The organism is Sphingosinicella sp. BN140058 (genome assembly GCF_004135585.1).
Taxonomy (GTDB): Bacteria; Pseudomonadota; Alphaproteobacteria; order Sphingomonadales; family Sphingomonadaceae; genus Allosphingosinicella.
Genome location: NZ_CP035501.1, coordinates 1,269,081 through 1,294,142, shown reverse-complemented (window position 1 = coordinate 1,294,142; position 25,062 = coordinate 1,269,081). Strand labels below are relative to the sequence as shown.

The following is a 25,062-nucleotide window of genomic DNA, read 5'->3' as shown; positions in this document are numbered from 1 at the left end:
GCTAGCGCATGCGCCCCGCCGCGGCTAGCCGGAGCGACGCCCCCAGGAATGCTTGCTTCAGATCCGTTCGGGCTGAGCCTGTCGAAGCCCGGTTCTTATGCCGGCAGACAAACAAGGCCCTTCGACAAGCTCAGGGCGAACGGCGCGAGTGTACATCCCATGGAAACTGTCCGACGGCGCGCCAGCTGTCAGCAAGTCCGAAGCTTGCCGTAGGAAATTGAGAGATCACTCCGCCGCGACCCGGGCAGGCTCCTCCGAGGTCATCGCGCGCAGGCCGAGTTTCTCGAAGAGGATTGCGTCTGCGCCGGCGCCGGCATTGCCGGTGGTCAGCAATTTGTCGCCGGTGAAGATGGAATTCGCGCCGGCGAGGAAGCAGAGCGCCTGGGTCGACTCGCTCATGCTCTCGCGGCCGGCGGAGAGCCGGACCATCGAGCGCGGCATCAGGATGCGGGCGACGGCGACGGTGCGGACGAATTCGAGGTCGTCGATCTTCGCGTGGGCACCGGCGAGCATCGAATCGCCGCGGGCGGTGCCCTTCACCGGCACAAGCGCGTTGATCGGCACGCTTTCGGGATGGGCGGGCAGGGTGGCGAGAGCGTGGAGGAAGCCGACCCGGTCTTCGCGGGTCTCGCCCATGCCGACGATGCCGCCGCAGCAGACCGACATCCCCGACGCCCGGACATTTTCGAGCGTGTCGAGCCGTTCCTGATAGGTGCGGGTGGTGATGATCTCGCCATAATGTTCGGGCGAGGTGTCGAGATTGTGGTTGTAATAATCGAGCCCGGCGGCGGCGAGCCGTTCCGACTGGTCGCGGGTCAGCATGCCCAAGGTCATGCAGGTTTCGAGGCCCATCGCCTTGACCCCCGCGACCATGGTGCAGAGAGCATCCATGTCGCGCTCCTTTGGCTCGCGCCACGCGGCGCCCATGCAGAAGCGGCCGGAGCCCGCCGCCTTGGCCTCGGCGGCGGCGGAGAGCACCGCATCGACATTCATCAATTTCTCGGCCTTGATGCCGGACTTGGCGAAGGCCGACTGGCTGCAATAGCCGCAATCCTCGGCGCAGCCGCCGGTCTTGATCGAGAGCAGGGTGGAAAGCTGGACCTCGTTGGGCGCGTGCCAGCGGCGGTGGATATCCTGCGCTTCGGTGACGAGGTCGAGGAACGGGCGGTCGAAGATCGCGGCGATCTCGGCGCGGGTCCAGTCGGTGCGGGGGGTGGGGGAGACGGTCATCGGGACGTTCCTGCAGAAACTACCCCCTCCCTGCAAGGGAGGGGTTGGGGGTGGGTGCGAGCGCAGCGAGCCCTTCTGAGCCCTTAGCGCCACCGGGGGCATCGAGCCCCCGCTGTCGCTGACCCACCCCTAGCCCCTCCCTGATAGGGAGGGGAAGAGGGAGCGGAGAGGATCATGGGAGACTTTCCTGGCAGCATTTTCTCCCCTCCCTGCAAGGGAGGGGTTGGGGGTGGGTGCGAGCGCAGCGAGCCCTTCTGAGCCCTTAGCGCCAGCGGGGGCATCGAGCCCCCGCTGTCGCTGACCCACCCCTAGCCTCTCCCTGACAGGGAGGGGAAGAGGGAGCGGAGAGGGTCATTGGGGGGGGCTTCCTGGCAGCGATTTCACCCCTCCCTGCAAGGGAGGGGTTGGGGGTGGGTGCGAGCGCAGCGAGCCCTTCTGAGCCCTTAGCGCCACCGGGGGCATCGAGCCCCCGCTGTCGCTGACCCACCCCTAGCCCCTCCCTTGCAGGGAGGGGAAGAGGGAGCGGAGAGGGTCATGGGGGGACTTTTCAGACAGCATTTTCTCCCCTCCCTGCAAGGGAGGGGTTGGGGGTGGGTGCGAGCGCAGCGAGCCCTTCTGAGCCCTTAGCGTTACCGGGGGCATCGAGCCCCCCGCTGTCGCTGACCCACCCCTCGCCCCTCCCTGACAAGGAGAGGAAGAGGCGGCCGAGAGGATCATGGGAGACTTTCCTGGCAGCATTTTCTCCCCTCCCTGTTAGGGAGGGAAAGAACGGGGTGTGGAAGCGATGCGTACGTCGCCTTTACGCCGCCGCCTCGTCGAGGGGCGGGAGGTTGTGGCCGAGCAGCTTCAGCACTTCGCCGGCGGCGTCGACGAGGTTGGTGCCGGGCCCGAAGATCGCCTGGACTCCAGCCTCGCGGAGCATGTCGTAATCCCTCGGCGGGATGACTCCGCCGACGACGACCTTGATGTCGGCGCGGCCGAGGGCGCGGAGCTGGGCGATCAGTTCGGGGACCAGGGTCTTGTGGCCCGCGGCGAGGCTCGAGGCGCCGACGACGTCGACGTCGCGCTCGACGGCGAGGCGCGCGCTCTCTTCGGGAGTCTGGAAGAGCGGGCCGGAGACGATGTCGAAGCCGAGATCGCCGAAGGCGGAGGCGACCAGATTGGCGCCGCGATCATGCCCGTCCTGGCCCATCTTGGCGATCAGGATGCGGGGACGTCGGCCGAGCCGGCGCTCGACCGCGTCGACGCCGTCCTCGGCACGCGCCCAGCGGGCATCGTCCTTGTAGGCGGCGCCGTAGATGCCGCTGACCGGTTCGGGCAGAGTGTCGTAGCGGCCGAACACGTCCTCAAGCGCAGAGGAGATCTCGCCGAGGGTGGCGCGGGCGCGGGCGGCGTCGACGGAGAGGGCGAGGAGATTGGCGTCGGCGGCGGCACCGTCGCGCAGCGCCTGCAGCGCGGCCTGCACGGCCGCTTCGTCGCGCGCGGCGCGGACTCGCTCGATCCGCTCGATCTGGCCGGCACGGACCCTGGCATTGTCGATCTCAAGCGTTTCGATCGGCGGCTCGTCCTGCAGGCGATAGCGGTTGACGCCGACGATCACCGTCTCGCCGCGATCGACGCTCGCCGCGCGCGCGGCGGAGGCTTCCTCGATGCGGCGCTTGGGTAGGCCTTCCGCCACCGCAGCGGTCATCCCGCCAAGCGCCTCGACCTCCTGAATCAGAGCCCAGGCGCGGTCGGCGAGATCCTTGGTCAGGCTCTCGACGAAGTAGGAGCCGCCGAGCGGATCCGCGACGTTGGTGATGCCGCTTTCCTCTGCAAGGATGAGCTGGGTGTTGCGGGCGATGCGGGCCGAGGTGTCGGTCGGCAGTGCGATCGCCTCGTCGAAGCTGTTGGTGTGGAGCGACTGGGTGCCCCCGAGCACTGCGGCCATCGCCTCGATCGTGGTGCGCACGACATTATTGTACGGATCCTGCTCGGTCAGCGACACGCCGGACGTCTGGCAGTGGGTGCGGAGCATCTTCGACTTGGCGCTCCTGGCGCCGAAATCGTCCATGATCCGGTGCCACAAAGTACGCGCGGCGCGCAGCTTGGCGATCTCCATGAAGAAGTTCATGCCGATGCCGAAGAAGAAGGACAGCCGCGGCGCGAAGGCGTCGACCTCCAGCCCCTTGGCGCGGGCGGCGCGGACATATTCCATGCCATCCGCCAGGGTGAAGGCGAGTTCCTGCACGGCCGTCGCACCGGCTTCGAGCATGTGGTAGCCGCTGATCGAGATCGAGTTGAAGCGCGGCATGTGCTGCGACGTATAGGCGATGATGTCTGCGACGATCCGCATCGAGGGCGCCGGCGGGTAGATATAGGTGTTGCGGACCGCGAACTCCTTGAGGATGTCGTTCTGGATCGTGCCCGCAAGCTGCGCCTGAGACACGCCCTGTTCCTCGGCGGCGACGATGTAGAAAGCGAGCACCGGCAGCACCGCGCCGTTCATCGTCATCGACACGCTCATCGTATCGAGCGGGATGGTGTCGAACAGGATCTTCATGTCTTCCACGCTGTCGATCGCAACCCCGGCCTTGCCGACATCGCCGACCACGCGGGGGTGATCGGAATCGTAGCCGCGGTGGGTGGCGAGATCGAACGCGACCGAAAGGCCCTTCTGCCCGGCGGCGAGGTTGCGGCGGTAGAAAGCGTTCGATTCCTCGGCGGTGGAGAAGCCGGCATATTGGCGGATCGTCCAGGGACGACCGGTGTACATCGAGGCGTAGGGGCCGCGGGTGAACGGCGCGAAGCCGGGCAGTCCGGGATCGATACCCGCAACGTCATCGGCAGTGTAGAGCGGTTGAACCGCAATCCCTTCCGGCGTGTGCCAGGTCAGGTCCTTGTTCTTGACCTCCTTTGCGGCGGCGGCCTCCCACTCGGCGCGGGTGGGGGCACCGGCGGCCGCGGAGCGCCCGTTCGGGGCGGCGCCATTCGGGGCTGCGCCCGAATCTTCGCCGGTGTTGGTTTCGATGGTTGGTCTGTCTGACATGTCTCGATCCGTTCGGGGCTGAGCCGGTCGAAGCCCGTTCCCTGTTGAACGCCCTAAACAACAAGGAAGGCCCTTCGACAAGCTCAGGGCGAACGGGGCCTCAAAGGCCAAGCGATTTCGTGCTCAACGGGTGCGTTGCAAAGCGTCGCCGCTGCCTTGGTCGGTGATGTGAATGGCGCGTTTCACATATTTCGATGCGTTCCGGGGCTGAGCCGGTCGAAGCCCGTTCCGTGTGCAACGCCCTGAACAGCAAGGAAAGCCCTTCGACAGGCTCAGGGCGAACGGGGTGGAAAGGGCAGCGTTCGGCGAACAGGCTCTGTTTCGCGCGGTTTGTCGACCGACGGTGAGTTCGCTGACGAGCGCATCTGACACATGTCATCCGTTCCGGGGATGAGCCGGTCGAAGCCCGTTCCGTGTTCAACGCCCTGAACAGCAAGGAAGGCCCTTCGACAGGCTCAGGGCGAACGGGGTGGAAAGGGCAGCGTTCGGCGAACAGGCTCTGTTTCGCGCGGTTTGTCGGCCCGCGTTGAGTTCGCTGACGAGCGCATCTGACATATGTCATGCGTTCCGGGGCTGAGCCGGTCGAAGCCCGTTCCTTGTTCAACGCCCTGAACAGCAAGGAAAGCCCTTCGACAGGCTCAGGGCGAACGGGGTGGAAAGGGCAGCGTTCGGCGAACAGGCTCTGATTCGCGCGGTTTGTCGGCCGACGGTGAGTTCGACGACGAGGGCATCCGACATATGTCATCCGTTCGGGCTGAGCCTGTCGAAGCCCATTCCTTCTCTCTTCAATGCGCCTCCCGCGGAGTCTCCATGAGCTCGACGAGCACGCCGCCCATATTCTTCGGATGGACGAAGATGACCGGCGTGCCGTGGGCACCGATGCGGGGTTCGCCGAGCACCTTGGCGCCCTTGGCTTCCATCTCGGCCTTGGCGGCGTGGATGTCGGGCACTTCGAAGCAGAGATGGTGCTGGCCGCCGGCGGGGTTCCTGGCGAGGAAGCCGTGCAGGGGGGAGGCGTCGCCGAGCGGCTCGATCAGCTCGATCTGGCTGTTGGGCGTATCGACGAAGCAGACGCGGACACCCTGTGCGGGGAGATCGAACGGATCGTGGATCCGGGTCGCGCCGAGCAAATCGCGATAGAGGGCGACGCTGTCCTCGATCGAGGGCGTGGCGATGCCGACATGGTTGAGGCGGCCGAGAATCATGGGCGAAGTCCGATATCGATGTGGAACAGGAGATCGAGTGCGATCGCCGCGACCAGCAAGGCCGCGACGCCGTAGAGGAAGAGCAAGGCGTTGAACGCGCCCCGCCGCTCGGCGCGATCGATGTGGCCGCGGCCGATCGGCAGCCGGCCGGCCCGCAGACCGCGGCTCACCGTCCAGCCGATCCACGGCAGCAGGCCGGCCGCGAAGATGCCGACGATCAGGTCTTCATTGGGCAACGGAACCACCATCGGCTCGGGTCGAGGTGGGATTCCAGATCTCACCGGGAGCCTCAAGCCGCTGCTTCCAAGCGTCGAGCTCTCCGACGCATCGTTCCAGCAAGGCGTGAAACTCGCCGACGTCAAACTCCGCATTGCAGGCGTCGTCGAACATAATGGTGGGGGCGCGATCCCGCTCCACCGTCACGTCGAACAGCATGTTGCTCGCGGGATCGTAGATCTCCACGCCGATCGAGTCGGGATCGTTCGCCGACACGAACCGAAGCGTCAGCGTATCCGGCCGGATCGGCTCAGAGCGGGATATTGTCATGCTTCTTCCACGGGTTCTCGAGCTGCTTGTTGCGCAGCTTGCGAAGGCCGAGCGCGATGCGGCGGCGGGTGGAGTGGGGCATAATCACTTCGTCGATGAAGCCCTTGGAGGCGGCGACGAACGGGTTGGCGAAGCGGGCTTCATATTCGGCGGTGCGGGCGGCGATCTTGTCCGGATCGCCGATATCCTTGCGGAAAATGATCTCCACCGCGCCGCGTGCGCCCATCACTGCGATCTCGGCGGTCGGCCAGGCATAGTTCAGATCGCCGCGGAGGTGCTTGGAGGCCATCACGTCATAGGCGCCGCCATAGGCCTTGCGGGTGATCACGGTGATCTTGGGCACCGTCGCCTCGGCATAAGCGAACAGAAGCTTCGCACCGTTCTTGATGATGCCGTTATGCTCCTGGGCGACGCCCGGGAGAAAGCCGGGGACGTCGACGAAGGTGACGATCGGGATGTCGAACGCGTCGCAGAAACGGACGAAGCGGCCGGCTTTCTTCGACGAGGCGATGTCGAGCACGCCGGCGAGCACCATCGGCTGGTTGGCGACGATGCCGACGGTCCGCCCCTCGACGCGGCCGAAGCCGACGATGATGTTGGCGGCATGGGCGGGCTGGATCTCGAAGAAGTCGCCTTCGTCGACCACCTTCCGGATCAGCTCGTGCATGTCATAGGGCTTGGACGCGCTGTCGGGAATCAGCGTGTCGAGGCTCTCTTCGACGCGGTCCCAGGGATCGGTGCAGGCACGCTCCGGCAGATCGTGGCGATTGGAGAGCGGCAGGAAATCGAAGAAGTCGCGGGTGGCGAGCAGCGCATCGATGTCGTTCTCGAACGCGACGTCGGCGACGCCCGATTTGGTCGTGTGGGTGACGGCACCGCCAAGCTCTTCCTGGGTGACGACCTCGTTGGTCACCGTCTTCACCACGTCCGGGCCGGTGACGAACATGTAGCTCGAATCCTTCACCATGAAGATGAAGTCGGTCATCGCCGGCGAATAGACCGCGCCGCCGGCGCACGGGCCCATGATCAGGCTGATCTGCGGCACCACTCCGGAGGCGAGGACGTTGCGCTGGAATACCTCGGCATAGCCGCCAAGCGAGGCGACGCCTTCCTGGATACGGGCGCCGCCGCTGTCGTTCAAACCGATCACCGGGGCGCCGACCTTCAGCGCCATGTCCATGACCTTGCAGATCTTGCTGGCGTGGCGTTCGGACAGCGAACCGCCGAAGACGGTGAAATCCTGCGCGAACACGTAGACCAATCTTCCGTTGATCGTGCCCGATCCGGTGACGACGCCGTCGCCGGGGAATTTCTGCGTCTCCATGCCGAAATCGGCGCAATTATGCTCGACGAACATGTCATATTCTTCGAAGCTGCCGGGATCGAGCAGCACGCTCAGCCGCTCGCGCGCGGTCAGGCGTCCCTTGGCGTGCTGCGCCTCGATCCTCTTCTCGCCGCCGCCAAGCTGCGCCGCCGCGCGGCGCGATTCCAGCTCGTCGATCATCGTCGCCATTCGGAGCCCTCTCTTCTTGTGGCGCTCTCTTAGGCGCCGGGGCGGAGGGAGGCAATTCGGCTCAGCGGCCCTCGAAGCGCGCCGGCCGGCGGGCGAGAAAGGCGGCGACGCCGGTGCGGAAATCCTCCGTTCGGCCGGCGGTGCGCTGGGCATCGCGCTCGGCGGCGAGCGCGTCGGCGAGCGGCGCCTGCGCGGCGTCGCGGGCAAGGCGGCGGATCAGGCCCAGCGCGACCGTCGGACCGGCGGCGAGGCGCGCGGCGAGCGCCGCCGCCTCTGACGCGAGCGCTTCGTCTTCGGCCACGCGGGCGATCATGCCCCAGTTCTGCGCCTGTTCCGCCGAAACGCGTTCGCCGAGCAGCATCATCTCCAGCGCGCGGGCGCGGCCGGCCAGCCGCGGCAGCAGCCAGGTCGCGCCGGCATCGGGGATCAGGCCAATGTTGACGAATGCCTGCAGGAAATAGGCCGAACGCGCGGCAATGACGATGTCGGCGGCGAGCGCGATCGAGCAGCCGGCGCCGGCCGCGGGGCCGTTGACTGCGGCAACCACCGGCATCGGCGCGGCGAACAAAGCTTCGACCAGCGGGTTGAAATGGGTCTCCAGCGCGGCGCCGGCATCTTCGGGCAGCCCGTCCGCGGCCGCCAGATCGGCCCCGCTCGAAAAGCCGCGCCCCTCGCCGGTGATCAGCAGGCACCGCGCGCCCGACCGCCCGGCCTCGACGACCGCCTCGCGCAACTCGTCCAGCATCCGCGCCGTCAGCGCATTCAGCCGCTCCGGCCGCGCCAGGGTGATGGTGGTGATCCCTGCCGCGCTGTGCTCGACCCTGATCTGCTCGTACGCCATCGCGCCTCCTCGGCGGTTTACAGCATCAAGCGCAGGTGCAGGCAATATCCGCATCGAGGTGCAGGGGAGGTGTCCGAAGGCCAAGGTAAACGCGATCTTGGATACAGCGCCTTTGTGACTCTGTTGCCGTTCGTGCCTTCGATCGAAAAATCCGTATCCCGGACCTATGCAGCCTGGGTCATTTCGATGGGAAACTCGGAAAAAGCTTCAAAGCTCGGTGCTGCGCTGCGGCTCGATTTCCACACGAAGCCATGACGGGCCACGAAGGCACGAAGAATTCCGATGGCGTGCTCAACGCTTCTAGGGAAGGCGCGAAGCGCATGATCGTTTGGCTGTGGGCGGCAAGCTTCAGCATGGTTTGTTGTCAAAGCGTCTTCGTGGCGACGCAGCGATTGAAGCCACCGCTCCGGCAACGGATGCGGCACGTTGACAGTAGGCGCAGGGCGGCGCAGCTTTGGGGTGAAGGGGGCTTCGGGATGCGGATGATTGGCACGGCGGCGTTGCTCGGCGCCTTGGCGGCTTCGGTGGCGTCGCCGGTGGCGGCGGGGCCGAAGGTCGGGCGGGCGGCGCCGGATTTCGTGATCACGACGTTCGACAAGAAGAAGGTCAGCCTTGCGGAATTGCGGGGCAAGGTTGTGGTGATCAACCATTGGGCGACGTGGTGCGGGCCGTGCAAGGCGGAGATGCCGATGATGAGCGCCATGCATGCGCGCTACAAGCAATTTGGCTTCGAGATCTTCGGGGTGACGACGCAGGATTCGGTGCAGCCGTCGGCGCTCAAGAAGGTCGCGGCGGTGCTGTCCTATCCGCTCGCGCGCGGGATCAAGGGCGACTATCCGATCCTGAGCGGCGTCCCGACCACCTATGTGATCGATCGGGCCGGGATGCTGCGCGCCGCCAAGGCCGGTTCGTTCGAGACCCAGGAATTCATCGATCTGATCGTGCCGCTGCTGAAGGAGCCGACGCCGGAATAGCAGGCCGCGGCGGGGTCGGAGTGGGTCTCTGGCCCCCTCCACCACCGCCTGACGGCGGCGGTTCCCCTCCCCGAGCAAGCTCGGGGAGGATCTTGGGTTCGGCCTATTCGATGAGCGCTGTTTCTTCCGGGGCGTGGAGGCGGAGGCGGGTGACGCGGCGGGAGTCGCTTTCGGTGACTTCGAGGCGCCAGCCGGAAGGGTGGGCGACGATCTCGCCCTGCTGCGGGACGTGGCCGGCGAGCACGGTGGCGAGGCCGCCGAGCGTGTCGACGTCCTCTTCGGTAGCGAGGCGGCCGTCGATGAGCTCGGCGACTTCCTCGAGCTCGGCGCGGGCGTCGGCGTCCCAGATGCCGTCCTCGATCGGGATCAGCATGCCGGGTGCGGTCTCGTCATGCTCGTCCTCAATCTCGCCGACGATTTCCTCGACGACGTCCTCGATCGTCACCAGGCCCTCGGTGCCGCCGAATTCATCGACGACGATCGCGAGGTGGACTCGCTCGGCACGCATGCGGGCGAGCAGATCGAGCACGCCCATCGATTCCGGCACGTAGAGCGGCTTGCGCAGGAGGGTGGAGATGTCGGCGGGCGGCGTCGCTCCGGTCATCTGAACGGTGAACACGTCCTTGACGTGGACCATTCCGATCACTCGGTCGAGGCTCTCCTCATAGACCGGCAGACGGCTGTGCTGCGCCTCGACGAAGGCGGCGACGAGGGCCTCGAAGCCGATATCGCTCTCCACCGCAACGATGTCGCCGCGCGGAACCGCGATGTCGGCGACGGTGCTCTCGCCGAAGTGGAGGAGGTTGCGCAGCATCTGGCGCTCGATCGGCGACAGATCGCCGACCGCGGGCACTTCGCCCTCATGGCTTTCGATCGCTTCCTCGATCTCGGCGCGGAGCGTAGCCTCGCTCTCTTCCCCGAACAAAAAGGTGCGCAGGCCACGCCAGAAGGACGGGGCCTGCTCGGTCTCGGGTCGACTGTCCTCTTCGTCAGGCATCGGCTTGGAATTGAACCTCCGTGGGATAGGGATCGGCAATGCCGAGCGCCGCAAGCGCGCGGCGTTCGGTGTCTTCCATGGCTTCGGCTTCCTCCTCGTCCTCCTCATGATCGTAGCCGAGGAGGTGCAGAGTTCCGTGTACCACGAGATGGGTGGCATGGTCGTCGATCGAGATACCCTTGTCCGCGGCCTCTTCGGCGCAGATGCCGCGGGCGAGGACGATGTCGCCGAGCAGGATTTCGCCCCCGCCGGCGGCGACGAGCTGATCGAGCAGATCGCCCTCGATCATCGGGAAGGAGAGGACGTTGGTCGGCTTGTTCTTGCCGCGATATTGGGCGTTCAGGCTCTGGACTTCGTCATTGCCGGTGAACTTGACCGAGACCTCGATCGTGACCGGGCTGTCGCCGAGATCGTTCCAGTCGCTGGCGGCGACGGCGGCGCGGACGGCCCGCTCGGCAAGCGCCGGCAGGCCGCTGCTACTGTCCCATTCCCCTGATAGATCGGACTCGACGAGGATCATGCACCCTTGCCTTCATAGGCCTCGACGATGCGGCCGACGAGCGGGTGGCGGACGACATCGCCGGCGCCGAACCGCACGGTGGCGATGCTCTGCACGCCTTCGAGCCGGCCGACGGCGTCGCCGAGGCCGGACTTGCCGGGATCGGGAAGATCGACCTGCAGCGGATCGCCGCAGATCACCATCCGGCTGCGCATGCCGAAGCGGGTGAGGAACATCTTCATCTGCGCCGGGGTGGTGTTCTGCGCCTCGTCGAGGATGATGAAGGCGTCGGAGAGGGTACGGCCGCGCATGAACGCGATCGGCGCGATCTCGATCTCGCCGCTGGCGATGCGCCGCTCGACCTGCTCGGCCGGGAGCATGTCGTACAGCGCGTCGTAGAGCGGGCGCAGATAGGGATCGACCTTGTCCTTCATGTCGCCGGGCAGGAAGCCGAGCCGCTCGCCGGCTTCGACCGCGGGCCGCGACAGGATCAGCCGGTCGACGGAGCCGCCGATCAGCTGCTGCACCGCCTGGGCGACGGCGAGGTAGGTCTTGCCGGTGCCGGCCGGGCCGAGCGCGAAGATCATGTCGTCGCGGGCGAGCGCTTCCATGTACACCGCCTGCATCTGCGAGCGGGGCACGATCGTCTTCTTGCGCGTCCGGATCATGACCTTGGGCGGTTCGGCGACGTCCTTCGAGATGATGCCCTCCAATGTGGGTTGGCCGGCCATGGCGATCACCGCCTCGACGGTGCCGGTGTCGACGTCCTGACCCTCGTCGAGCCGGTTGTAGAGGCCGAGCAGGACGTCGCGGGCGCGGGCGGCGGCTTCCGGCTCGCCCTCGATCTGCACGCGGGCGCCGCGCGCGGCGATATAGACTCCGAGCCGGTCCTCGATCGCGACCAGATTGCGATCGAACTCGCCGAACAGCGGCCCGAGCAGATGCGGCTGCTCGAACTCGATCTCGAGGCGCGCGCGGGCGGCTGCGCTCTCCGGGCTGCGCTTCTGGGCCATCAGGCGGCGACCGCGATCGGGGCGGAGCCGAGCATGCGTCCGGCCAGCGAATTGGGCAGGGCCGCCTCGATCATCACGTCGATCACGTCGCCGATCTTCGCCTCCGTCTCGACATGCACCGACTGAAGCCAGGGCGACTTGCCGAGCATCTGGCCGGGGCGCCGGCCCTGGCGCTCGATCAGCACCTTGGTGCGCTTGCCGATCGTGGCGCGATTGAAGGCGAGCGACTTCTCGCTCAGCAGAGCCTGCAGCCGTTGCAGCCGTTCGTCCATCATCTCAGCGGGGACCTGATCTTCCATGGCGGCGGCCGGGGTGCCCGGCCGCGGGGAATATTTGAACGAGTAAGCCTGCGCGTAGTTCACCGCCGCAACGATTTTCAGCGTGTCCTCGAAATCGGCTTCGGTCTCGCCTGGGAAGCCGACGATGAAATCGCCCGAGATGGCGATGTCCGGCCGGGCGGCGCGGACGCGGGCGATGACCTCGAGATAGCTTTCGGCGGTGTGGCTGCGGTTCATCGCCTTGAGGATCCGGCTGCTGCCCGATTGCACCGGCAGATGCAGATAGGGCATCAGCGTCTCGACTTCGGCATGGGCGCGGATCAGGCCTTCGCGCATGTCGTTGGGATGGCTCGTCGTGTAGCGGATCCGCTCCAGCCCGGGCAAAGCGTCGAGCGCGCGAATGAGGCCGTCGAGACCCTGGCGCCGGCCGACTCCGTCCTCGCCTTCCCAGGCGTTGACGTTCTGACCGAGCAGGGTGATCTCGCGGGCGCCGCCGTCGACCAATGCCTTCGCCTCGTCGACGATCGCCGCCCAGCCGCGCGAGACTTCGGCGCCGCGCGTGTAGGGCACGACGCAATAGGTGCAGAATTTGTCGCAGCCTTCCTGGACGGTCAGAAAGGCGCTGGGCCCCTGGCGCCGGCGCGCCGGCAATGCGCCGAACTTCGACTGGAACGGCATGTCGGTGTCGAGCGCCTTCTCGCCGCCGCGTGCCTTCGCGACCAGCTCCGGCAGGCGGTGATAGGCCTGCGGGCCGACGACGATATCCACCGCCGGCGCGCGCCTGGGGATTTCGGCGCCCTCGGCCTGGGCGACACAGCCCGCAACCGCGATCATCGGGCGGCTGCCGTCGTCGCGGCGCAGGCGGCCGATGTCCGAATAGACCTTTTCGGAGGCGCGTTCGCGAATGTGACAGGTGTTGAGCACGACCAGATCGGCGTCGACCCCTTCCGGCGTCGCGGTCATGCCTTGTGCCTGCAGCAATTCGGTCATGCGTTCGCCGTCATAGACGTTCATCTGGCAGCCGAACGATTTGACGTGAAAAGTCCTGGGGTTGTCCATCCGGGGCCTATAGGGGATCCACGGCGGCTTCGGAAGGGTGCAGCAGCGCGAGGATTTCGTCGCGTGCCCGGCTGGCGAGCGCCTTGCGATCGGGCATGGCGGCCGGATCGATCGGCGCCAGGAAGCTCAGAACGACGATGTTGGTGCCGCGGCGCGACAGGATCCGGCGCAGGTTGGCGCCGGCCGCTTCCTTGCCGACCCAGGCGATCTCGGCCGCGGCAGCGCCATAATCGACCGCGATCGGCTGCACCCTGATCCCCGGCATCGGCGGGAACAGGGCCGAGAACAGGCTGGCGCGAAACGGCAGGATCGACGTGCCGCCGTCCGTCGTCCCTTCCGGAAACAGGGCGACCGGCTGGCCGCCGGCGAGCGCCGCGCGCAGGGTGTCGGCCTGGCCCGACACGGCGCGGCGGTCCGAGCGATCGACGAAGACCGTCGCATTGAGGCGGGCAAGCCAGCCGATCACCGGCCAGCGGCCGACATCGTCGCGCGAGACGAAGGCGGCGCCGCTCGCTCCGGCGATCAGCATGATATCCAGCCAGCTGAGGTGATTGGCGGCGAACAGGACGTGCGACGGCAAAGGCGTGCCGCGCACTTCGACCCGCATCCCGGCGATCCGCCCGACGGCGCCAAGGAAGCGGCGCGGCCACGGCGACGCGCGTCCGACGGCGCGCCATCCATAATGGAGCGGCAGGCAGACGAGGAGCGTGAGAACAATCGCGGCGACGCGCGCGACGAGGCGGATCAAGCGAACTCCGCCTCAGGATTTCCGGTCGATGGCGACGCCGTACAATTCCATGCGGTGATCGACGAGGCGGAAGCCGAGCTTCTCGGCGATCCGGCGCTGCAACGCCTCGAGCTCTTCGTCGACGAATTCGATCACGTTGCCGCTCTCGACATCGATCAGGTGATCGTGGTGGGTGGCGTCCGCCGCCTCGTAACGGGCGCGGCCGTCGCCGAAATCGTGACGCTCCAAGATGCCGGCTTCCTCGAACAGGCGCACGGTGCGGTAGACGGTCGCGATCGAGATACCGGCGTCGATCGCAGACGCGCGGGCGTGGAGCGCCTCGACATCGGGATGGTCCTCCGCTTCGGAGAGAACCCGGGCGATCACCCGCCTCTGCTCGGTGATCCTCAGCCCTTTTTCGGCGCAGAGCGCCTCAATGTCGATCCTGCGTGTCATCTGCCGCCCGGTTTAGCCGTTTTCACGGGCCGAACAAGGTGCGGCGGTGGCTCCGCACCGTCAAAGGTGCGCTTCGTGCGCCGGCGCGCGCAAGAAGAGCCGCAAGGCGGCGGAAGCGCATGCCACTCCCGCCGCCCGCATGTCCTCAGCTGCGGCGCGAAGTCTTGGCGGCACCGGCCTTGGCCGGCGTCGTCTTGCGGCGCTTGGTGCCGAGGCCGATCTTCTTGGCCAGCGAACGCCGCTGCTCCGCGTAATTGGGAGCGACCATCGGATAATCGGCGTTGAGGCCCCACTTCTGCCGGTATTCGTCGGGAGTCATCTGATAATGGGTCATCAGGTGACGCTTCAGCATCTTGAGCTTCTTGCCGTCCTCAAGACAGACGATGTAATCGGGCTTCACCGAAGACCTGATCGACACTGCAGGTTCCTGCTTGACCGGTGCAGGCTCAGGCTTGTTGCCCAGGGTGATCAGCGCATTGTGCACGTTCTGGATCAACTGGGGCAGGTCATTGACCGCCACGCTGTTGTTGCTGACGTGCGCCGAAACGATGTCGGCGGTGAGGGTCACCAGAGTTTCGGTCGTATCTTCATTCTCAGCCATGTTTTCTGCCCGATCTTCCACGAGGTCACGCACCCCTTCCGCTACCGGAATGATCCGTTTTGGATGTTTTTACAAGCCGAATCGGACGAATGGGCTCAGGCGCGGCGCAGGTCCGTGTCCCGGGCGAGCGTAAGCGCGTCGAAACGCTCGCCGGCTGACCCGCTATAATAATTCCTGCGGCGCCCGACTTCGGCGAAGTCGTAGCGTTTGTAGAGCGCAATGGCGTGATTGCCGTCGCGGACTTCAAGGTGAAGACGAGCGGCGCCGCGCGCCGTCGAATCTGAAATGAATCGTTCGATCAGGCGTGCACCGACACCGTGGCGCTGCGCGGCGTTACGTACCGCGAGCAAGAGCAGTTCAGCTTCGCCGGCAACGATACGGCTGAGCGCGAAGCCGAGCGGGCTGCCATTGGGATCACGGGCGAGGGTCAGCCACACGCCGGGCAGCGGCAGCAGTCCCGCGCATTGCGGCGCCGTCCAGGCCTCCCCGAACGCCGGGTCGAAACTGTCGGTCATCACCCGCATCACGGCGTCGAGATCCAGAAGACCCGCTTCGTCGACGACGACGTCCTCGATCATTGCGGCAGCGGCTTGGCATCGGGCGCCCGGCCGTAGAGCGGCCGAGGGGGCAAGCTGCGCAGCGCTTCCGGGAGCAAGCGGGCGTCGGCCGCCCGCGGCAGGGCATTGCGGGCCTCGCCATGGCCGCGGGCGGCGACCAGGGCCTCCGCGCCGGAGCCGATCACCACTGCCTCGTCGAAGGCACGGGCGGCGTCGTCCGGAAGCAGGGATTGCAGGTCGGCGACCGGCTGAAGAGGCGCATTGGTGAAGCTCTGCACGAAAAGCTGACCATGTCCTCCGTGAAGCGCCACCGCAAGCCTCTCCGCGTCCGCGGTCGCCGCGATCGCCGCCATCGACGAATAACCGAGCAGCGGTACTCCCCAGCCGATGGCGAGGCCGTGCGCGGCGGCAAGGCCGACGCGCACGCCGGTGAAGCTGCCGGGGCCGCAATCGACCAGGATGCCGCTGGGACGGCGGCCGCCAAGCAACTCCTCGATCATCGGCAGCAGCCGCTCGGCATGGCCGCGGCCGACCAGTTCGAACCGCTCATCGACAAGCGCAGCGCCATCGATCAGCGCCGCCGAGCAGGCCGCCGTGGCGCTGTCGATCGCGAGCAGCATCAGACCGCTTCGACGGTTTCGACCTCGGGCACGTAATGTTTGAGGAGGCTTTCGATCCCGCTCTTCAGGGTCATCGTCGAGGACGGGCAGCCGGAGCAGGCGCCGTGCATGGCAAGGAAGACGGTGCCGCCGCGGAAGCCGCGGTAGACGATGTCGCCGCCATCCTGCGCGACCGCCGGACGGACCCGCGTCTCGATCAACTCGCGAATCTGCTCGACGATCTCGGCATCGGCGGGGTCGTCGCCAAAGTCTTCGGGCGCATCGACGGTGATCCCGGCCGCGGTGGCGGCCTTGAACAAGGGCGCTGCGCTGGAGAAATGATCGAGCAGGATGCCGAGCACCTGGGGCTTGAGGTCGCGCCACTCCGTGCCGGGGCCGGCGGTGACCGAAATGAAGTCGCGGCCGAAGAAGACGCCCTCCACGTCGCCGAGCGAGAACAAGGCCTCCGCCAGCGGCGAGGCCTCCGCATCTTCGGGCGTCGCGAAATCGCGCGTGCCCGCATCCATCACCTTCTGGCCGGGAAGGAATTTGAGGGTGGCCGGATTGGGCGTGGTTTCGGTCTGGATCAGCATGACCTGCATGTGGCGCGGCGAACGGGCGGGATCAAGTGGGCGACGCGCGACCCTTGCACCAGTGGCGGCGGGTTGCGCGAAGGCGGTCGTGCTCCGCGTCGGGACCGTCAGAAACCCACGGTCAGGCCGACGAATCCGCCGACGTCGTCGCTGCCCTGCTGGGAGAAGCTGGTACTGCCTTCGACCGAAAGCGCCACCGCTTCACCCAAGGTGAGGCGGGCACCGGCGGCGATGCGGCCATAGATGTCCTTGGAGCGATCCGGCAGGACGAAGCTGTTCAAGATCCCCGGTGCGGACGTCGCCGCGTAGCGAATGGTGCGGCCGTCGCCTTCGAAATCCTTTTCGGCGGTCAGCGCGGCAAAAGGATGGACGGCGAGGCCGCCGGCGTCGAGCTCGCCCCGCGCCTCGATGCCGGCACTGCCGACCAGCGCCTGCACGTCCTGCTTGCCGACATTCAAGGTCAGCACCGGATCGCCGGTTTCGGTATAGGCGTCGATCTTCGCCTTGGCGTATTGGAGGCCGACGACCGGGCCGAGGCTGACGCCGCCGAAATCGAGCAGATAGCCGGCCTTGGCGCCGGCGGTGACGGTGCGACCGTTTGCATCGGCGGCGATGTCGTCGATCACCGCGGTGCGGGCGATATCGTAATCGAGCCAGCCGATGCCGGCATGGCCCTGGACGAAGGCGCCATGGTGCGACCAGCCGGCATAGGCGCCGACCTGCCACGCCTTGGCGCGGATCGCGCCGGTGCCGGAGACCATGTCCGCGCGGGGACGGCTGTGGTTCACCGCCAGGCCGGCGATCACGCCGCCAAGCTCATATTCGGCGCCCGCCGTGACCCCGAACGTGTCGGTGTCATAGGCGAGGTTGGTCGTGCCGGCGGCATGATCCCGGCCGGCTGCGTTGACCGCGGCATAGATGGAAAGGCCGCTGCCGCGCCCGCCGGTGCGGGCGGTCGACAGATCGAGGCGGCCTTCGAGCGTGGTGCCGAAGCTCGTCGCCGCCTGCAGCCCGAGATCGCTCTGGGCCTGGAAGTGGAGCGGCGCTTCGAGCTGGCGAACGGCGTATCGGCCGACGATCGCGAAGCCGGCCGAGGTCATGTGCAATTGATCGACGTAGAAGAGATATTTGTCGAGCAGGCCCGGATCGGTGGTGACGCAGGCAATCGGGCAGGCGCCGGCGCTGATCAGGCCGAATGCAGCCGGATCGGCCTCGACCACCGAGCCCATCTGCGACAGATCGAGGTAGTTGACGATCACGCCGCTTGCCGCCGTCTCGGCAAGCCGCGCCTGGATGCCGGCATTGAAGGCGTTGGCATAAGCGGTGCCGATCGCCGCGATCGGCGCGCCGGCGACTTCGGGCAGGCGCCCGACGTCGCCGGACAGGAAGGTGATGTTGCGGGCGCCGGCGCCGACCAGCGCATCGATGCCGGCCATCGCTTCGCCAACTCGCAGCTGCGCTTGTGCCGGCGCGCCGGCGATCAGTCCCTGGATCTGCGCGGCGCTGGGGGTGGTACCAAGGCTGCGCTCGTAGGCGCGGGCGTCGTTGCCGCCGATCGAGACGACGGCGAGATCGTTGGCGCCGAACCGGCCGCTGACTCGGGGGAAGGCAGCCGGGCCGCCGCCCGCGAGAAAGGACCGATATTCGGTCACGAAGCCGGGGATGCCGGGGCCGTTGATGTTGCCGTTGCCGGTGAAGGCGCCGCCGATCGCGAAATTGTCGATCGGCACGGCAAGCAATTGGCCCATCGTGTCGACGAAATTGGTGCCGTTGGAAAAGCGTCCGTTCGGATAAACTGCGGGCCGCGGAATGTTGAGCAGCTCGAACAGGTTGCCGTCGTCGGCATAGCTGTCGCCGAAGGCGACGATCCGGTCCACGGTCTGCGCGGCAGCGGATGTGGCGCAGAGCAAGGCCGCTGCGGCGGCGCAGGAGAATGCAAGGCGAGAACGCGACATCAACCCCTCCATCAAGGCCGCTCTTGCGGCGGGCCTGGGCGGAGGTTGAACCCGATCTGCGCCATCCACAAGCCGCCGGCGCACGCTTCGCCGGGTTTTCGACTCCGTTTCGCTCAGGGTTTTTCGGCGGAGAGGCGGGTCATCAGGATGGCGGCGCGCTTCGCCTGCCGCCAAAGGCTCGGCACATCGACGGTCTCGCCGGGCGCATGCGATCCGCCGCCGGCCGGGCCGAGGCCGACGAGGCCGTCGACATGTTCGGCGACGAAGCCGATATCGCCGGCGCCGCGCTTCAGTGGGTCGATCGGCGCCATTTCCGGCAGCCCCAGATCGCGATTGACCAGGTTGAGCCGGTCGAGCAGCGCCCGTCCGCCCGCCGTCGGCGCCATCGGCGGGTAGGCGCCGTCGTCGAAGCTGATCTCGGCACCGGAACCAGGCATGTGCCGGGCGACGATCGCCCGCATCTTGTCGGTGACGCGCCGGTACTGATCGAGCGACAGAGCGCGGATGTCGCCTTTGGCGATCGCGATTTCGGGGATGATGTTGGTCTTGCCGGTGGCGGTGCCGCGGATGCCGTTGGCATCGAGCACGGCGGTGGCGCCGCCGACGACGAGGCCAACGTTGAAGGTGAGGTTGGGCTCGGGCAGCTCGGTGCGGAAGGCCGTGAGGATGCGCGAGAGTTCGTAGATGGCGCCGTTGCCCGAGGCGGCGCTGAACACGCCGCTGGAATGGCCGGTCCGCCCGGTTGCGCGCACCTCCCAATTACCGGAGCCGCGGCGCGAGATCGAACCCATGTCCTGGCCGTTCTCACGCGACAGACCTTCGAAATCGAGTGCGACGTCGGCCCGCTTGCCGGCTTCGATGAGGTCGCCGCGCGCAACCTCGACCGGATTGCCGGCATCCTCCTCGTCGCCGGTGAGCACGATTTCGATATCGGCGGCGGCGAGGGTGCCGGCGGCCTTCATCGCGCGCAACGCGGCGACCATCACCGCCATGCCGCCCTTGTCGTCTCCGACCCCCGGCCCCTCGACCGTGTCGGCATCCTTGCGGGCAAAGTGCTGGAAGGGCGAATCCGGTTCGAACACCGTGTCGAGATGGCCGATCAGCAGCATCTTCCGGCCCTTGCCGCTGCCGCGGTGGATGGCGACGATGTGGCCGGCCCGGGCGACCTGCGCCATCGGCACCCAGCGCACTTCGAAGCCGAGCGGCTCCAGCTCCGCGCGCATCATCCGGCCGACAGCTTCGACCCCGGCAAGATTGAGCGAGCCGCTATTCTGATTGACCAGATTTTCGAGCAGGCCGAGCGTGCGAGCCTGCTCCTGATCGACCGCGCGGACGATCCGGCTTTCGGCACCGGAGAGCTTCGCCTGCGCGGACATCGGCGCGATGATCAAGGTGGCGGCGGCAAGGAGGCGTAGGCATTTCATGCGGCAAGCCTAGAAGAGAAGAGGGGCAAGGACCAGCATCGGCGGGAGCGGCCGCGGCGCAGCCTGCAACATGGTGAGGGAAAGGAGCTTTGCTTTCCTGCGTTGAGGGGGACATGCTGGCGCTCCGAGGAGAGAAACGGATGAAGTCACGATTGCTGGTAGCCCTCGCCGTCTTCGCCGCCGCCTTTACCGCCGCGCCGGCCCGGGCGCAGGAATGGCGGATGGCGCCGGAATATGACGTGTTGCTCACCACCTGGGACATCGCCCCCAAGGAGATCAGGCTCAAGGCCGGTGAGCCGGTCCGGCTGCGGCTGGTCAACAACAGCAATCGAAGCCTGACCTTTTCCGCTGCCGACTTCTTCGCGGCCGGGCAATTGCGCCCACGCGACGGCGGCACGATCAAGAAGGGCGCGATCGAAGTCCCGTCCTTGTCCACGCGCACGATCGTCCTTGTGCCCAAGGCCGGCCGCTACAAGATGCGTGGTGGCAATTTCGTTCACCGGATCTCCGGCATGAACGGGACCATCATCGTCGAATAAGGAGGCGTTCGTGGCCAAGAGCGAGAAGAAGAAGGACGGCAAGAAGAAGGGCGCCCGCAAGGCCGCCAATCCGATCCCGAAGGAAGTCGGCGGCATCAAGGTGCCCAAGGAGTTGCGCAAGGCGGGCAAGAAGGCGGTGGAACTCGCCAAGGATCCAGTGGTGAGCGAAGTCGTCGCCGCGGCCTTGCTGTCCGCCGCGGCAGCGTTGCGAGCACCACCCTCCGGCGCCGGCAAGGCTAAGCCGTCTGCAGAGGGATCGCACGCTGCTGCCAAGGCGGCCAATCCGATCGGCGACACGCTCAAGGTTCTCGCCGTCGATCTCGCCCGCCGAACGCTCGAAGGCGTCGGCGACCGCCAGCGTAACCGGGACCGCAAGCCCGAGTCGCAGCCGCCGAAAGGCGCCGACGCCTGATCCCGACCGCCTTGAGGGCGCCGGTCCCCGACCAAGGGGGCTGAGTCCGTTCGTGCAGTTTGCGCGCTAAATCCCGGTGCGCGTTCGACATTGTTCATGGGATCCCAAACAACCCCCATTATCCCCGTTATCCACAGGTGGATTCTGCTTTGTGCGACTCGGAATCCGTGACAGCATTCCTTGGTCGCCGGAAGGAAGAGCCTGCGGAAACGCGGAGCAAGCCGGACGGAGATACGGACGCTGCGGAGCCGACCGCACCGAGGTTGCAAGGCCGAGGTTCGGACGATGACGAGAGCACCGGTAGGTGATGCCGGCCTCCCCGAGAACGGCATTGCCGACGCGGCGAAAGCAACGGGGAAACGCCCCCGAAGCCGATGCGGCGAGGCTGCCGCGACGAAGGGTTCACCCTTTGGAACGGAGGCTGAACGGGATCCCATGGCGCGAGCTTTTGGACCTCGTGAGTTCTTCCGAAGCTTCGGCTGAAGTCGAACTCAAAAAGCGGAACCGCGAGGGCTTCTGCCTGAACGATCCGCAGGTGTCGCGGACCTCGATGGGCACGACGATATCGCCGGACGCGATCCAACGGGCCTTGGCTCGAAGGGTGTGGGATGGCGGTGCCGGAAGGGCTCTTGGTGAACGGGACATCAGGCGCAACCGGGAGAGCTTCGGCTCAAACGGCCAAGCCGAAGGCGACCTGAGGCCAATCGCGCCAGGAATCACGTCAGGGTCGACGAGCGTGCTCGGAAAGCCTGAACGGAAACCGGCGCTTCGGCACACAGGCGCCGCCGCAACCGAACGCGCCCCGGCGCGGACGGACGCGGAGCGATCCAAGGGCCTCGGCCTGCGGAGAGCAACCGGCAAGCATCCCGGCTTCGGCAAGGATGCGGTCGGGAGGAAGGACGAGAAGGCTCAGGCCCATCACCGACCTCGAAAGACGGAACGACGTGAAGCTTTGGCAGCACAGGCGTCCGTCGGACCTGACCGGACGGGCATAGCCCATCCGCGACGGCAGGGTGCGAGCAGGAGTTTCACTCCGACGCAGCGCCCGAACGGGAACGTCAGGGAGCTTCGGCTCCGGAGCGGACCCGCCCGGCAAGCGGATCGGAGCTTGCGCCTCGATCGCGCGCCGGTCCTTCGGGGAAAGGCCGGTTCTGCCGGCTCGGAACCGGAGACGGGAAGCGAAGCAGGCCTCGGCGTGCGACGTGACCCAGAGGGAACCGCCGGGGCTTCGGCCCCGACGGGACCCGGAGGGGGGACCTTCGGTCCGAACCTCGAAACCAGGGACGGCCGGGCGCATGCGCCCGACCCGACCTCCCGCCCAGCGGGCGCCGCGCCGGCAGGCGCTGCATGGGCTGGGACATCGGGGGCCGGCAGCGATGCCGGCCCCCATTCTGTTGGGCGAACGTGCGAGGGAATGACGACGGTCAGGCGCCGGTCTCCCAAGCGGCTTCGTGCTACCCGCCAAGGTCGCCCGACCCGCGCGAGCGACACAGGACTGGCGCTTACGGCGAGCCCGTCTTGCGTGTTCCACTGCCCCCGGTATCCACGAGAACTCCCCTGCAGCTGTGCATGGCGCAGTGCGATGCGCTTCGGCGGATCGTGCGAGGAGCAACAGACGCAGGCCGCTCCAAAGACGTGCGTGTCGTCATCGGCGCGGGCGCGTGAAGGGTTGGCCCCTCTCTCATGGGGAAGGGGCCGGCCGCGCGTCATCAGAAAGGGTCGAATAGGAAGCGCGGAAGTGAAGCGGATTCAACACACGAATAATGGCGACGACCGATGCTTCGTGATGATCTCGGGCTGTTCGGGCGGAGGCAAGTCCACCCTGCTCGAGGAACTCGCGCGCCGCGGCTATGCGGTGGTCGCGGAACCGGGGAGGCGGATCATCGCCGAGGAACGCGCGGGAGACGGGAGAGCGCTCCCGTGGCGCGATGCTGCCGCGTTCGCCGGGCGGGCGCTTGCCATGTCGGTGGCGGATCATGCGGCAGCGCAGGGGCTTACCTTCTTCGACCGCGGCATCGTGGACGCGGCGGTTGCGATGGTTGCGTCCGGACTGCCGCGCCCGACCGACCTCATCGAAAGCAAGCGCCACGACCGGCTCTTCCTTGCGCCGCCATGGCCGGAAATCTACGTAAACGACGCCGATCGCCGGCACAGCCTCGACGCCGCGTTGCGCGATTATGTGCGCGTGCGGCAGGCTTATCGCGAGGCGGGGTACGCGCCCGTCATGTTGCCCTTGGCTAGCGTCTCTGCCCGCGCCGACTTCGTTCTCGCGGCATTGGGTGTTGCGCCAAAATCGCGCTGCTTTTCGCAGGGGCAGCGGACCAGCTGTTGAAGTATCAGGGGCCATCCCGGCCCCTTCAGGAGGACCCGCAGGGAATTGAGTTGCCGAATTGGGTGCCAGCGCCGGGCTGATCCCGGCGCCGGATGTTCAGGCGAGCTTGTCGGCGTAGAGGAAGTGGCCCGGGCCGAGGCGGCGCAGGACTTCCTGGAGGCTGGCGTGCGACAGCGCGAAGCAGCCTTCCGAGCGGCCGAGCTTACCGTGTTCGCGGATCACTTCCGGTTCGGCATACCAGGCGCTGTGAACGACGATGGCGCGGCCCTCGGCATTGTCGTTGCGCCGTTCCAGCCCCTTGACCTTCATCGAGCGGCCGTACTTGCCGTTATAATAATCGCCCGTGATGTAGGCGCCGGCCGAGGTCGCGTTGGAGCCGAAGGCATTGGAGAAATGCTCCAGATAACCGCTGTGATCGGGATCGGAGCCACGGCCGTGCGCGACATAGTGGCTCGAGACCTTGCCGGTATTGGTGTCGAGGATGAAGAAGCGCGGCTCGCGCGAGGCACGCGAGAAATCGGTGATCGCGACCAGATCGGTGCGGCGGATGCGGTTGCGATTGGCGTCGAAGGCGGCGCGGGCGCGTGCGAGCAGGCGCGGATCGATGACCGGATCGACGAGAACGCGAGGACGTGCCGGCACGGCCGCGGCAGCGGCGCGCGGCATCGGCGCCCGGGCGCCGTCATTCAGACCGGCAACGATCTTGGCCAGGCTCTCGGCCTGGGCGGTGGTGGCGATGAGGCCGGCCGCAGCACCGGCGCCAAGCAACTGCCTGCGCGAGTAATTCAAAGCATTTCCCTCCGCTACTGGCTGAGCCATTTAGAGGAAAAGTGGTTACTTTAGAATGAATTGCGGGTCAGATTCCTCGGTCGATCCATCGCCTCGTCGTGCCTTCGGCACGACTCGCCGGTATCGTGGCCCAGACGTGGAACGAAATGAAGTTGGGGGAGGCACGAGGTAAGCCCGCAAGAATCGGCCCTTGGGTGAGCCTCTACGGCCGACCGCCGCGCGTCAGACCTTTTCGGCGTAGAGCAGGCGGCCGGACCCCAGCCTGGTCATCGCCTCGGCATGGCTGACGCCCGGAAGCGCGAAACAGCCCTCGGACCGCCCGAGCTTGCCATAGGTTTCGGCCACCTTGGGCTCGGCATACCAGGCGCTGTGGATGACGATCGCACGCGCCAGCGCATTGCTGTTGCTCGGATCGAGGCCGAACAGCCGCATCGACCAGCCATATTTGCCCGTGTAGGAATCGGCGGTGAGATAGGCGCCTTCCGAGGTCGCCTCGGAGCCGACGTCATTGGAGAATCGCTCAAGCCAGCCGAGATGGCTCGGATCGGAGCCGCGGCCGTGGGCGACGAGATGCTCGGTGGTGAAGCCCGAGCGAAGATCGACGATGTAGAAACGCGGTTGGCGCGACATCCGGCTGAAATCGGCAATGCCGATCACGTCGGCATTTCTGAGCCGGCCGCGATTGGCTTCCAGCGACGCCATCGCCCGGGCACGAAGCGCGGGGTTGATCGCGGGCTGCGGAGGGGCGACGGTCGCGAAGACCTTGGCCGGCAGCAGGCCCGCCACACCGGTGGCTGCCGCCACGTTCAATAATGATCTACGCGTCAGCGTCACAAGCGCCCTCCCTCGGACACGCATTGTCGCAAAACCGTCTCGCAGGCTCAACGACCGAGGT

At 66.9% G+C, this 25,062-nt stretch carries 26 protein-coding genes; 5 read left to right on the top strand and 21 right to left on the bottom strand.

The features are described 5' to 3' along the window. Window positions 1-225: 225 nt before the first annotated feature. From bioB to ETR14_RS05850, 7 genes are all read right to left on the bottom strand, one after another. A complete protein-coding gene (gene bioB / locus ETR14_RS05880; RefSeq protein ID WP_129383796.1) occupies window positions 226-1,230 on the bottom strand; it encodes a biotin synthase BioB in 1,005 nt (334 codons plus the stop codon). Between the two features lie 799 nt (window positions 1,231-2,029). Beyond that, window positions 2,030-4,258 carry a methylmalonyl-CoA mutase gene (gene scpA, locus ETR14_RS05875; RefSeq protein ID WP_129383795.1) on the bottom strand — a complete coding sequence of 743 codons (2,229 nt, stop codon included), beginning with the start codon at window positions 4,256-4,258 and terminating at the stop codon, window positions 2,030-2,032. A 785-nt stretch (window positions 4,259-5,043) separates the two neighbouring features. Continuing rightward, entirely contained in the window at window positions 5,044-5,463 is a 420-nt protein-coding gene (gene mce / locus ETR14_RS05870; protein WP_129383794.1) for a methylmalonyl-CoA epimerase, read from the bottom strand. After that, complete coding sequence (locus ETR14_RS05865) at window positions 5,460-5,699, bottom strand: hypothetical protein (protein ID WP_129383793.1); 240 nt, start codon at window positions 5,697-5,699, stop codon at window positions 5,460-5,462. Before ETR14_RS05865 ends, mce begins: the two co-directional genes overlap by 4 nt. Beyond that, a complete protein-coding gene (locus tag ETR14_RS05860; protein ID WP_129383792.1) occupies window positions 5,689-5,955 on the bottom strand; it encodes a hypothetical protein in 267 nt (88 codons plus the stop codon). The genes ETR14_RS05865 and ETR14_RS05860 overlap by 11 nt, the downstream gene beginning before the upstream one ends. A gap of 34 nt (window positions 5,956-5,989) precedes the next feature. Next, window positions 5,990-7,522 (bottom strand): acyl-CoA carboxylase subunit beta, encoded by a 1,533-nt coding sequence (locus ETR14_RS05855; protein ID WP_129383791.1) that lies wholly within the window; start codon window positions 7,520-7,522, stop codon window positions 5,990-5,992. Window positions 7,523-7,583: 61 nt separating this feature from the next. After that, window positions 7,584-8,363: an enoyl-CoA hydratase-related protein gene (locus tag ETR14_RS05850; protein WP_129383790.1), complete on the bottom strand. Its 780-nt coding sequence runs from the start codon at window positions 8,361-8,363 to the stop codon at window positions 7,584-7,586. 69 nt (window positions 8,364-8,432) lie between these two features. Between ETR14_RS05850 and ETR14_RS05845 the strand changes: the two genes are divergently transcribed. Then, window positions 8,433-8,618, top strand: coding sequence for a hypothetical protein (locus tag ETR14_RS05845; RefSeq protein ID WP_129383789.1), 186 nt, complete (start codon window positions 8,433-8,435; stop codon window positions 8,616-8,618). Window positions 8,619-8,839: 221 nt separating this feature from the next. Next, window positions 8,840-9,337 (top strand): TlpA disulfide reductase family protein, encoded by a 498-nt coding sequence (locus ETR14_RS05840; RefSeq protein WP_243455779.1) that lies wholly within the window; start codon window positions 8,840-8,842, stop codon window positions 9,335-9,337. 103 nt (window positions 9,338-9,440) lie between these two features. Here ETR14_RS05840 and ETR14_RS05835 read toward each other — a convergent pair whose 3' ends face one another. From ETR14_RS05835 to ETR14_RS05780, 12 genes are all read right to left on the bottom strand, one after another. Further along, the gene (locus ETR14_RS05835; RefSeq protein ID WP_129383788.1) at window positions 9,441-10,334 is read right to left on the bottom strand and encodes a hemolysin family protein; all 894 of its coding nucleotides are present in this window, start codon (window positions 10,332-10,334) and stop codon (window positions 9,441-9,443) included. Further along, entirely contained in the window at window positions 10,327-10,854 is a 528-nt protein-coding gene (gene ybeY / locus ETR14_RS05830; protein ID WP_129383787.1) for an rRNA maturation RNase YbeY, read from the bottom strand. Before ybeY ends, ETR14_RS05835 begins: the two co-directional genes overlap by 8 nt. Beyond that, the gene (locus ETR14_RS05825) at window positions 10,851-11,846 is read right to left on the bottom strand and encodes a PhoH family protein (protein ID WP_129383786.1); all 996 of its coding nucleotides are present in this window, start codon (window positions 11,844-11,846) and stop codon (window positions 10,851-10,853) included. The genes ybeY and ETR14_RS05825 overlap by 4 nt, the downstream gene beginning before the upstream one ends. After that, a complete protein-coding gene (gene miaB, locus ETR14_RS05820) occupies window positions 11,846-13,183 on the bottom strand; it encodes a tRNA (N6-isopentenyl adenosine(37)-C2)-methylthiotransferase MiaB (RefSeq protein WP_129383785.1) in 1,338 nt (445 codons plus the stop codon). Before miaB ends, ETR14_RS05825 begins: the two co-directional genes overlap by 1 nt. Window positions 13,184-13,190: 7 nt before the next feature. Further along, window positions 13,191-13,931, bottom strand: a complete 741-nt coding sequence (locus ETR14_RS05815) for a 1-acyl-sn-glycerol-3-phosphate acyltransferase (RefSeq protein WP_129383784.1) — start codon at window positions 13,929-13,931, stop codon at window positions 13,191-13,193. 12 nt (window positions 13,932-13,943) lie between these two features. Beyond that, entirely contained in the window at window positions 13,944-14,366 is a 423-nt protein-coding gene (locus ETR14_RS05810; protein WP_129383783.1) for a Fur family transcriptional regulator, read from the bottom strand. 145 nt (window positions 14,367-14,511) lie between these two features. Next, on the bottom strand, window positions 14,512-14,967 hold the full coding sequence (locus ETR14_RS05805; protein WP_129383782.1) for a MucR family transcriptional regulator: 456 nt from the start codon (window positions 14,965-14,967) through the stop codon (window positions 14,512-14,514). A gap of 95 nt (window positions 14,968-15,062) precedes the next feature. Beyond that, window positions 15,063-15,545, bottom strand: coding sequence for a GNAT family N-acetyltransferase (locus tag ETR14_RS05800; protein ID WP_129383781.1), 483 nt, complete (start codon window positions 15,543-15,545; stop codon window positions 15,063-15,065). Beyond that, the gene (gene tsaB / locus ETR14_RS05795) at window positions 15,542-16,144 is read right to left on the bottom strand and encodes a tRNA (adenosine(37)-N6)-threonylcarbamoyltransferase complex dimerization subunit type 1 TsaB (RefSeq protein ID WP_129383780.1); all 603 of its coding nucleotides are present in this window, start codon (window positions 16,142-16,144) and stop codon (window positions 15,542-15,544) included. Before tsaB ends, ETR14_RS05800 begins: the two co-directional genes overlap by 4 nt. Further along, window positions 16,144-16,716 (bottom strand): NifU family protein, encoded by a 573-nt coding sequence (locus tag ETR14_RS05790; RefSeq protein ID WP_129383779.1) that lies wholly within the window; start codon window positions 16,714-16,716, stop codon window positions 16,144-16,146. Before ETR14_RS05790 ends, tsaB begins: the two co-directional genes overlap by 1 nt. Before the next feature lie 107 nt (window positions 16,717-16,823). After that, on the bottom strand, window positions 16,824-18,671 hold the full coding sequence (locus tag ETR14_RS05785) for an autotransporter domain-containing protein (RefSeq protein ID WP_165356331.1): 1,848 nt from the start codon (window positions 18,669-18,671) through the stop codon (window positions 16,824-16,826). A gap of 113 nt (window positions 18,672-18,784) precedes the next feature. Further along, complete coding sequence (locus ETR14_RS05780) at window positions 18,785-20,095, bottom strand: M20/M25/M40 family metallo-hydrolase (protein WP_129383777.1); 1,311 nt, start codon at window positions 20,093-20,095, stop codon at window positions 18,785-18,787. A 140-nt stretch (window positions 20,096-20,235) separates the two neighbouring features. On the opposite strand from ETR14_RS05780, the gene ETR14_RS05775 reads away from it, so the two are divergent. The 3 genes from ETR14_RS05775 to ETR14_RS05765 all read left to right on the top strand — a co-directional run bounded on the left by ETR14_RS05775 (window position 20,236) and on the right by ETR14_RS05765 (window position 23,378). Then, window positions 20,236-20,634 (top strand): hypothetical protein, encoded by a 399-nt coding sequence (locus tag ETR14_RS05775; protein ID WP_129383776.1) that lies wholly within the window; start codon window positions 20,236-20,238, stop codon window positions 20,632-20,634. Between the two features lie 10 nt (window positions 20,635-20,644). Further along, window positions 20,645-21,046, top strand: a complete 402-nt coding sequence (locus ETR14_RS05770; protein ID WP_129383775.1) for a hypothetical protein — start codon at window positions 20,645-20,647, stop codon at window positions 21,044-21,046. Between the two features lie 1,738 nt (window positions 21,047-22,784). Next, window positions 22,785-23,378, top strand: coding sequence for an AAA family ATPase (locus tag ETR14_RS05765; RefSeq protein WP_243455778.1), 594 nt, complete (start codon window positions 22,785-22,787; stop codon window positions 23,376-23,378). 96 nt (window positions 23,379-23,474) lie between these two features. Here ETR14_RS05765 and ETR14_RS05760 read toward each other — a convergent pair whose 3' ends face one another. Both ETR14_RS05760 and ETR14_RS05755 read right to left on the bottom strand, forming a co-directional pair. After that, window positions 23,475-24,167, bottom strand: a complete 693-nt coding sequence (locus ETR14_RS05760) for a murein L,D-transpeptidase catalytic domain family protein (RefSeq protein ID WP_165356330.1) — start codon at window positions 24,165-24,167, stop codon at window positions 23,475-23,477. A 222-nt stretch (window positions 24,168-24,389) separates the two neighbouring features. Continuing rightward, window positions 24,390-24,971 carry a murein L,D-transpeptidase catalytic domain family protein gene (locus ETR14_RS05755; RefSeq protein ID WP_243455777.1) on the bottom strand — a complete coding sequence of 194 codons (582 nt, stop codon included), beginning with the start codon at window positions 24,969-24,971 and terminating at the stop codon, window positions 24,390-24,392. Between the last annotated feature and the right edge of the window lie 91 nt (window positions 24,972-25,062).

Excerpts from the sequence above, each read along its gene's own strand:
- ETR14_RS05855 (WP_129383791.1), bottom strand. The coding sequence starts at position 7,522 with ATGGCGACGATGATCGACGAGCTGGAATCGCGCCGCGCGGCGGCGCAG.
- ETR14_RS05805 (WP_129383782.1), bottom strand. The coding sequence starts at position 14,967 with ATGGCTGAGAATGAAGATACGACCGAAACTCTGGTGACCCTCACCGCC.
- ETR14_RS05790 (WP_129383779.1), bottom strand. The coding sequence starts at position 16,716 with ATGCTGATCCAGACCGAAACCACGCCCAATCCGGCCACCCTCAAATTC.
- ETR14_RS05780 (WP_129383777.1), bottom strand. The coding sequence starts at position 20,095 with ATGAAATGCCTACGCCTCCTTGCCGCCGCCACCTTGATCATCGCGCCG.
- ETR14_RS05835 (WP_129383788.1), bottom strand. The coding sequence starts at position 10,334 with ATGCCTGACGAAGAGGACAGTCGACCCGAGACCGAGCAGGCCCCGTCC.
- ETR14_RS05800 (WP_129383781.1), bottom strand. The coding sequence starts at position 15,545 with ATGATCGAGGACGTCGTCGTCGACGAAGCGGGTCTTCTGGATCTCGAC.
- bioB (WP_129383796.1), bottom strand. The coding sequence starts at position 1,230 with ATGACCGTCTCCCCCACCCCCCGCACCGACTGGACCCGCGCCGAGATC.
- scpA (WP_129383795.1), bottom strand. The coding sequence starts at position 4,258 with ATGTCAGACAGACCAACCATCGAAACCAACACCGGCGAAGATTCGGGC.
- mce (WP_129383794.1), bottom strand. The coding sequence starts at position 5,463 with ATGATTCTCGGCCGCCTCAACCATGTCGGCATCGCCACGCCCTCGATC.
- ETR14_RS05850 (WP_129383790.1), bottom strand. The coding sequence starts at position 8,363 with ATGGCGTACGAGCAGATCAGGGTCGAGCACAGCGCGGCAGGGATCACC.
- ETR14_RS05825 (WP_129383786.1), bottom strand. The coding sequence starts at position 11,846 with ATGGCCCAGAAGCGCAGCCCGGAGAGCGCAGCCGCCCGCGCGCGCCTC.
- ETR14_RS05785 (WP_165356331.1), bottom strand. The coding sequence starts at position 18,671 with ATGTCGCGTTCTCGCCTTGCATTCTCCTGCGCCGCCGCAGCGGCCTTG.
- ybeY (WP_129383787.1), bottom strand. The coding sequence starts at position 10,854 with ATGATCCTCGTCGAGTCCGATCTATCAGGGGAATGGGACAGTAGCAGC.
- tsaB (WP_129383780.1), bottom strand. The coding sequence starts at position 16,144 with ATGCTGCTCGCGATCGACAGCGCCACGGCGGCCTGCTCGGCGGCGCTG.
- ETR14_RS05810 (WP_129383783.1), bottom strand. The coding sequence starts at position 14,366 with ATGACACGCAGGATCGACATTGAGGCGCTCTGCGCCGAAAAAGGGCTG.
- ETR14_RS05840 (WP_243455779.1), top strand. The coding sequence starts at position 8,840 with ATGCGGATGATTGGCACGGCGGCGTTGCTCGGCGCCTTGGCGGCTTCG.
- ETR14_RS05775 (WP_129383776.1), top strand. The coding sequence starts at position 20,236 with ATGAAGTCACGATTGCTGGTAGCCCTCGCCGTCTTCGCCGCCGCCTTT.
- miaB (WP_129383785.1), bottom strand. The coding sequence starts at position 13,183 with ATGGACAACCCCAGGACTTTTCACGTCAAATCGTTCGGCTGCCAGATG.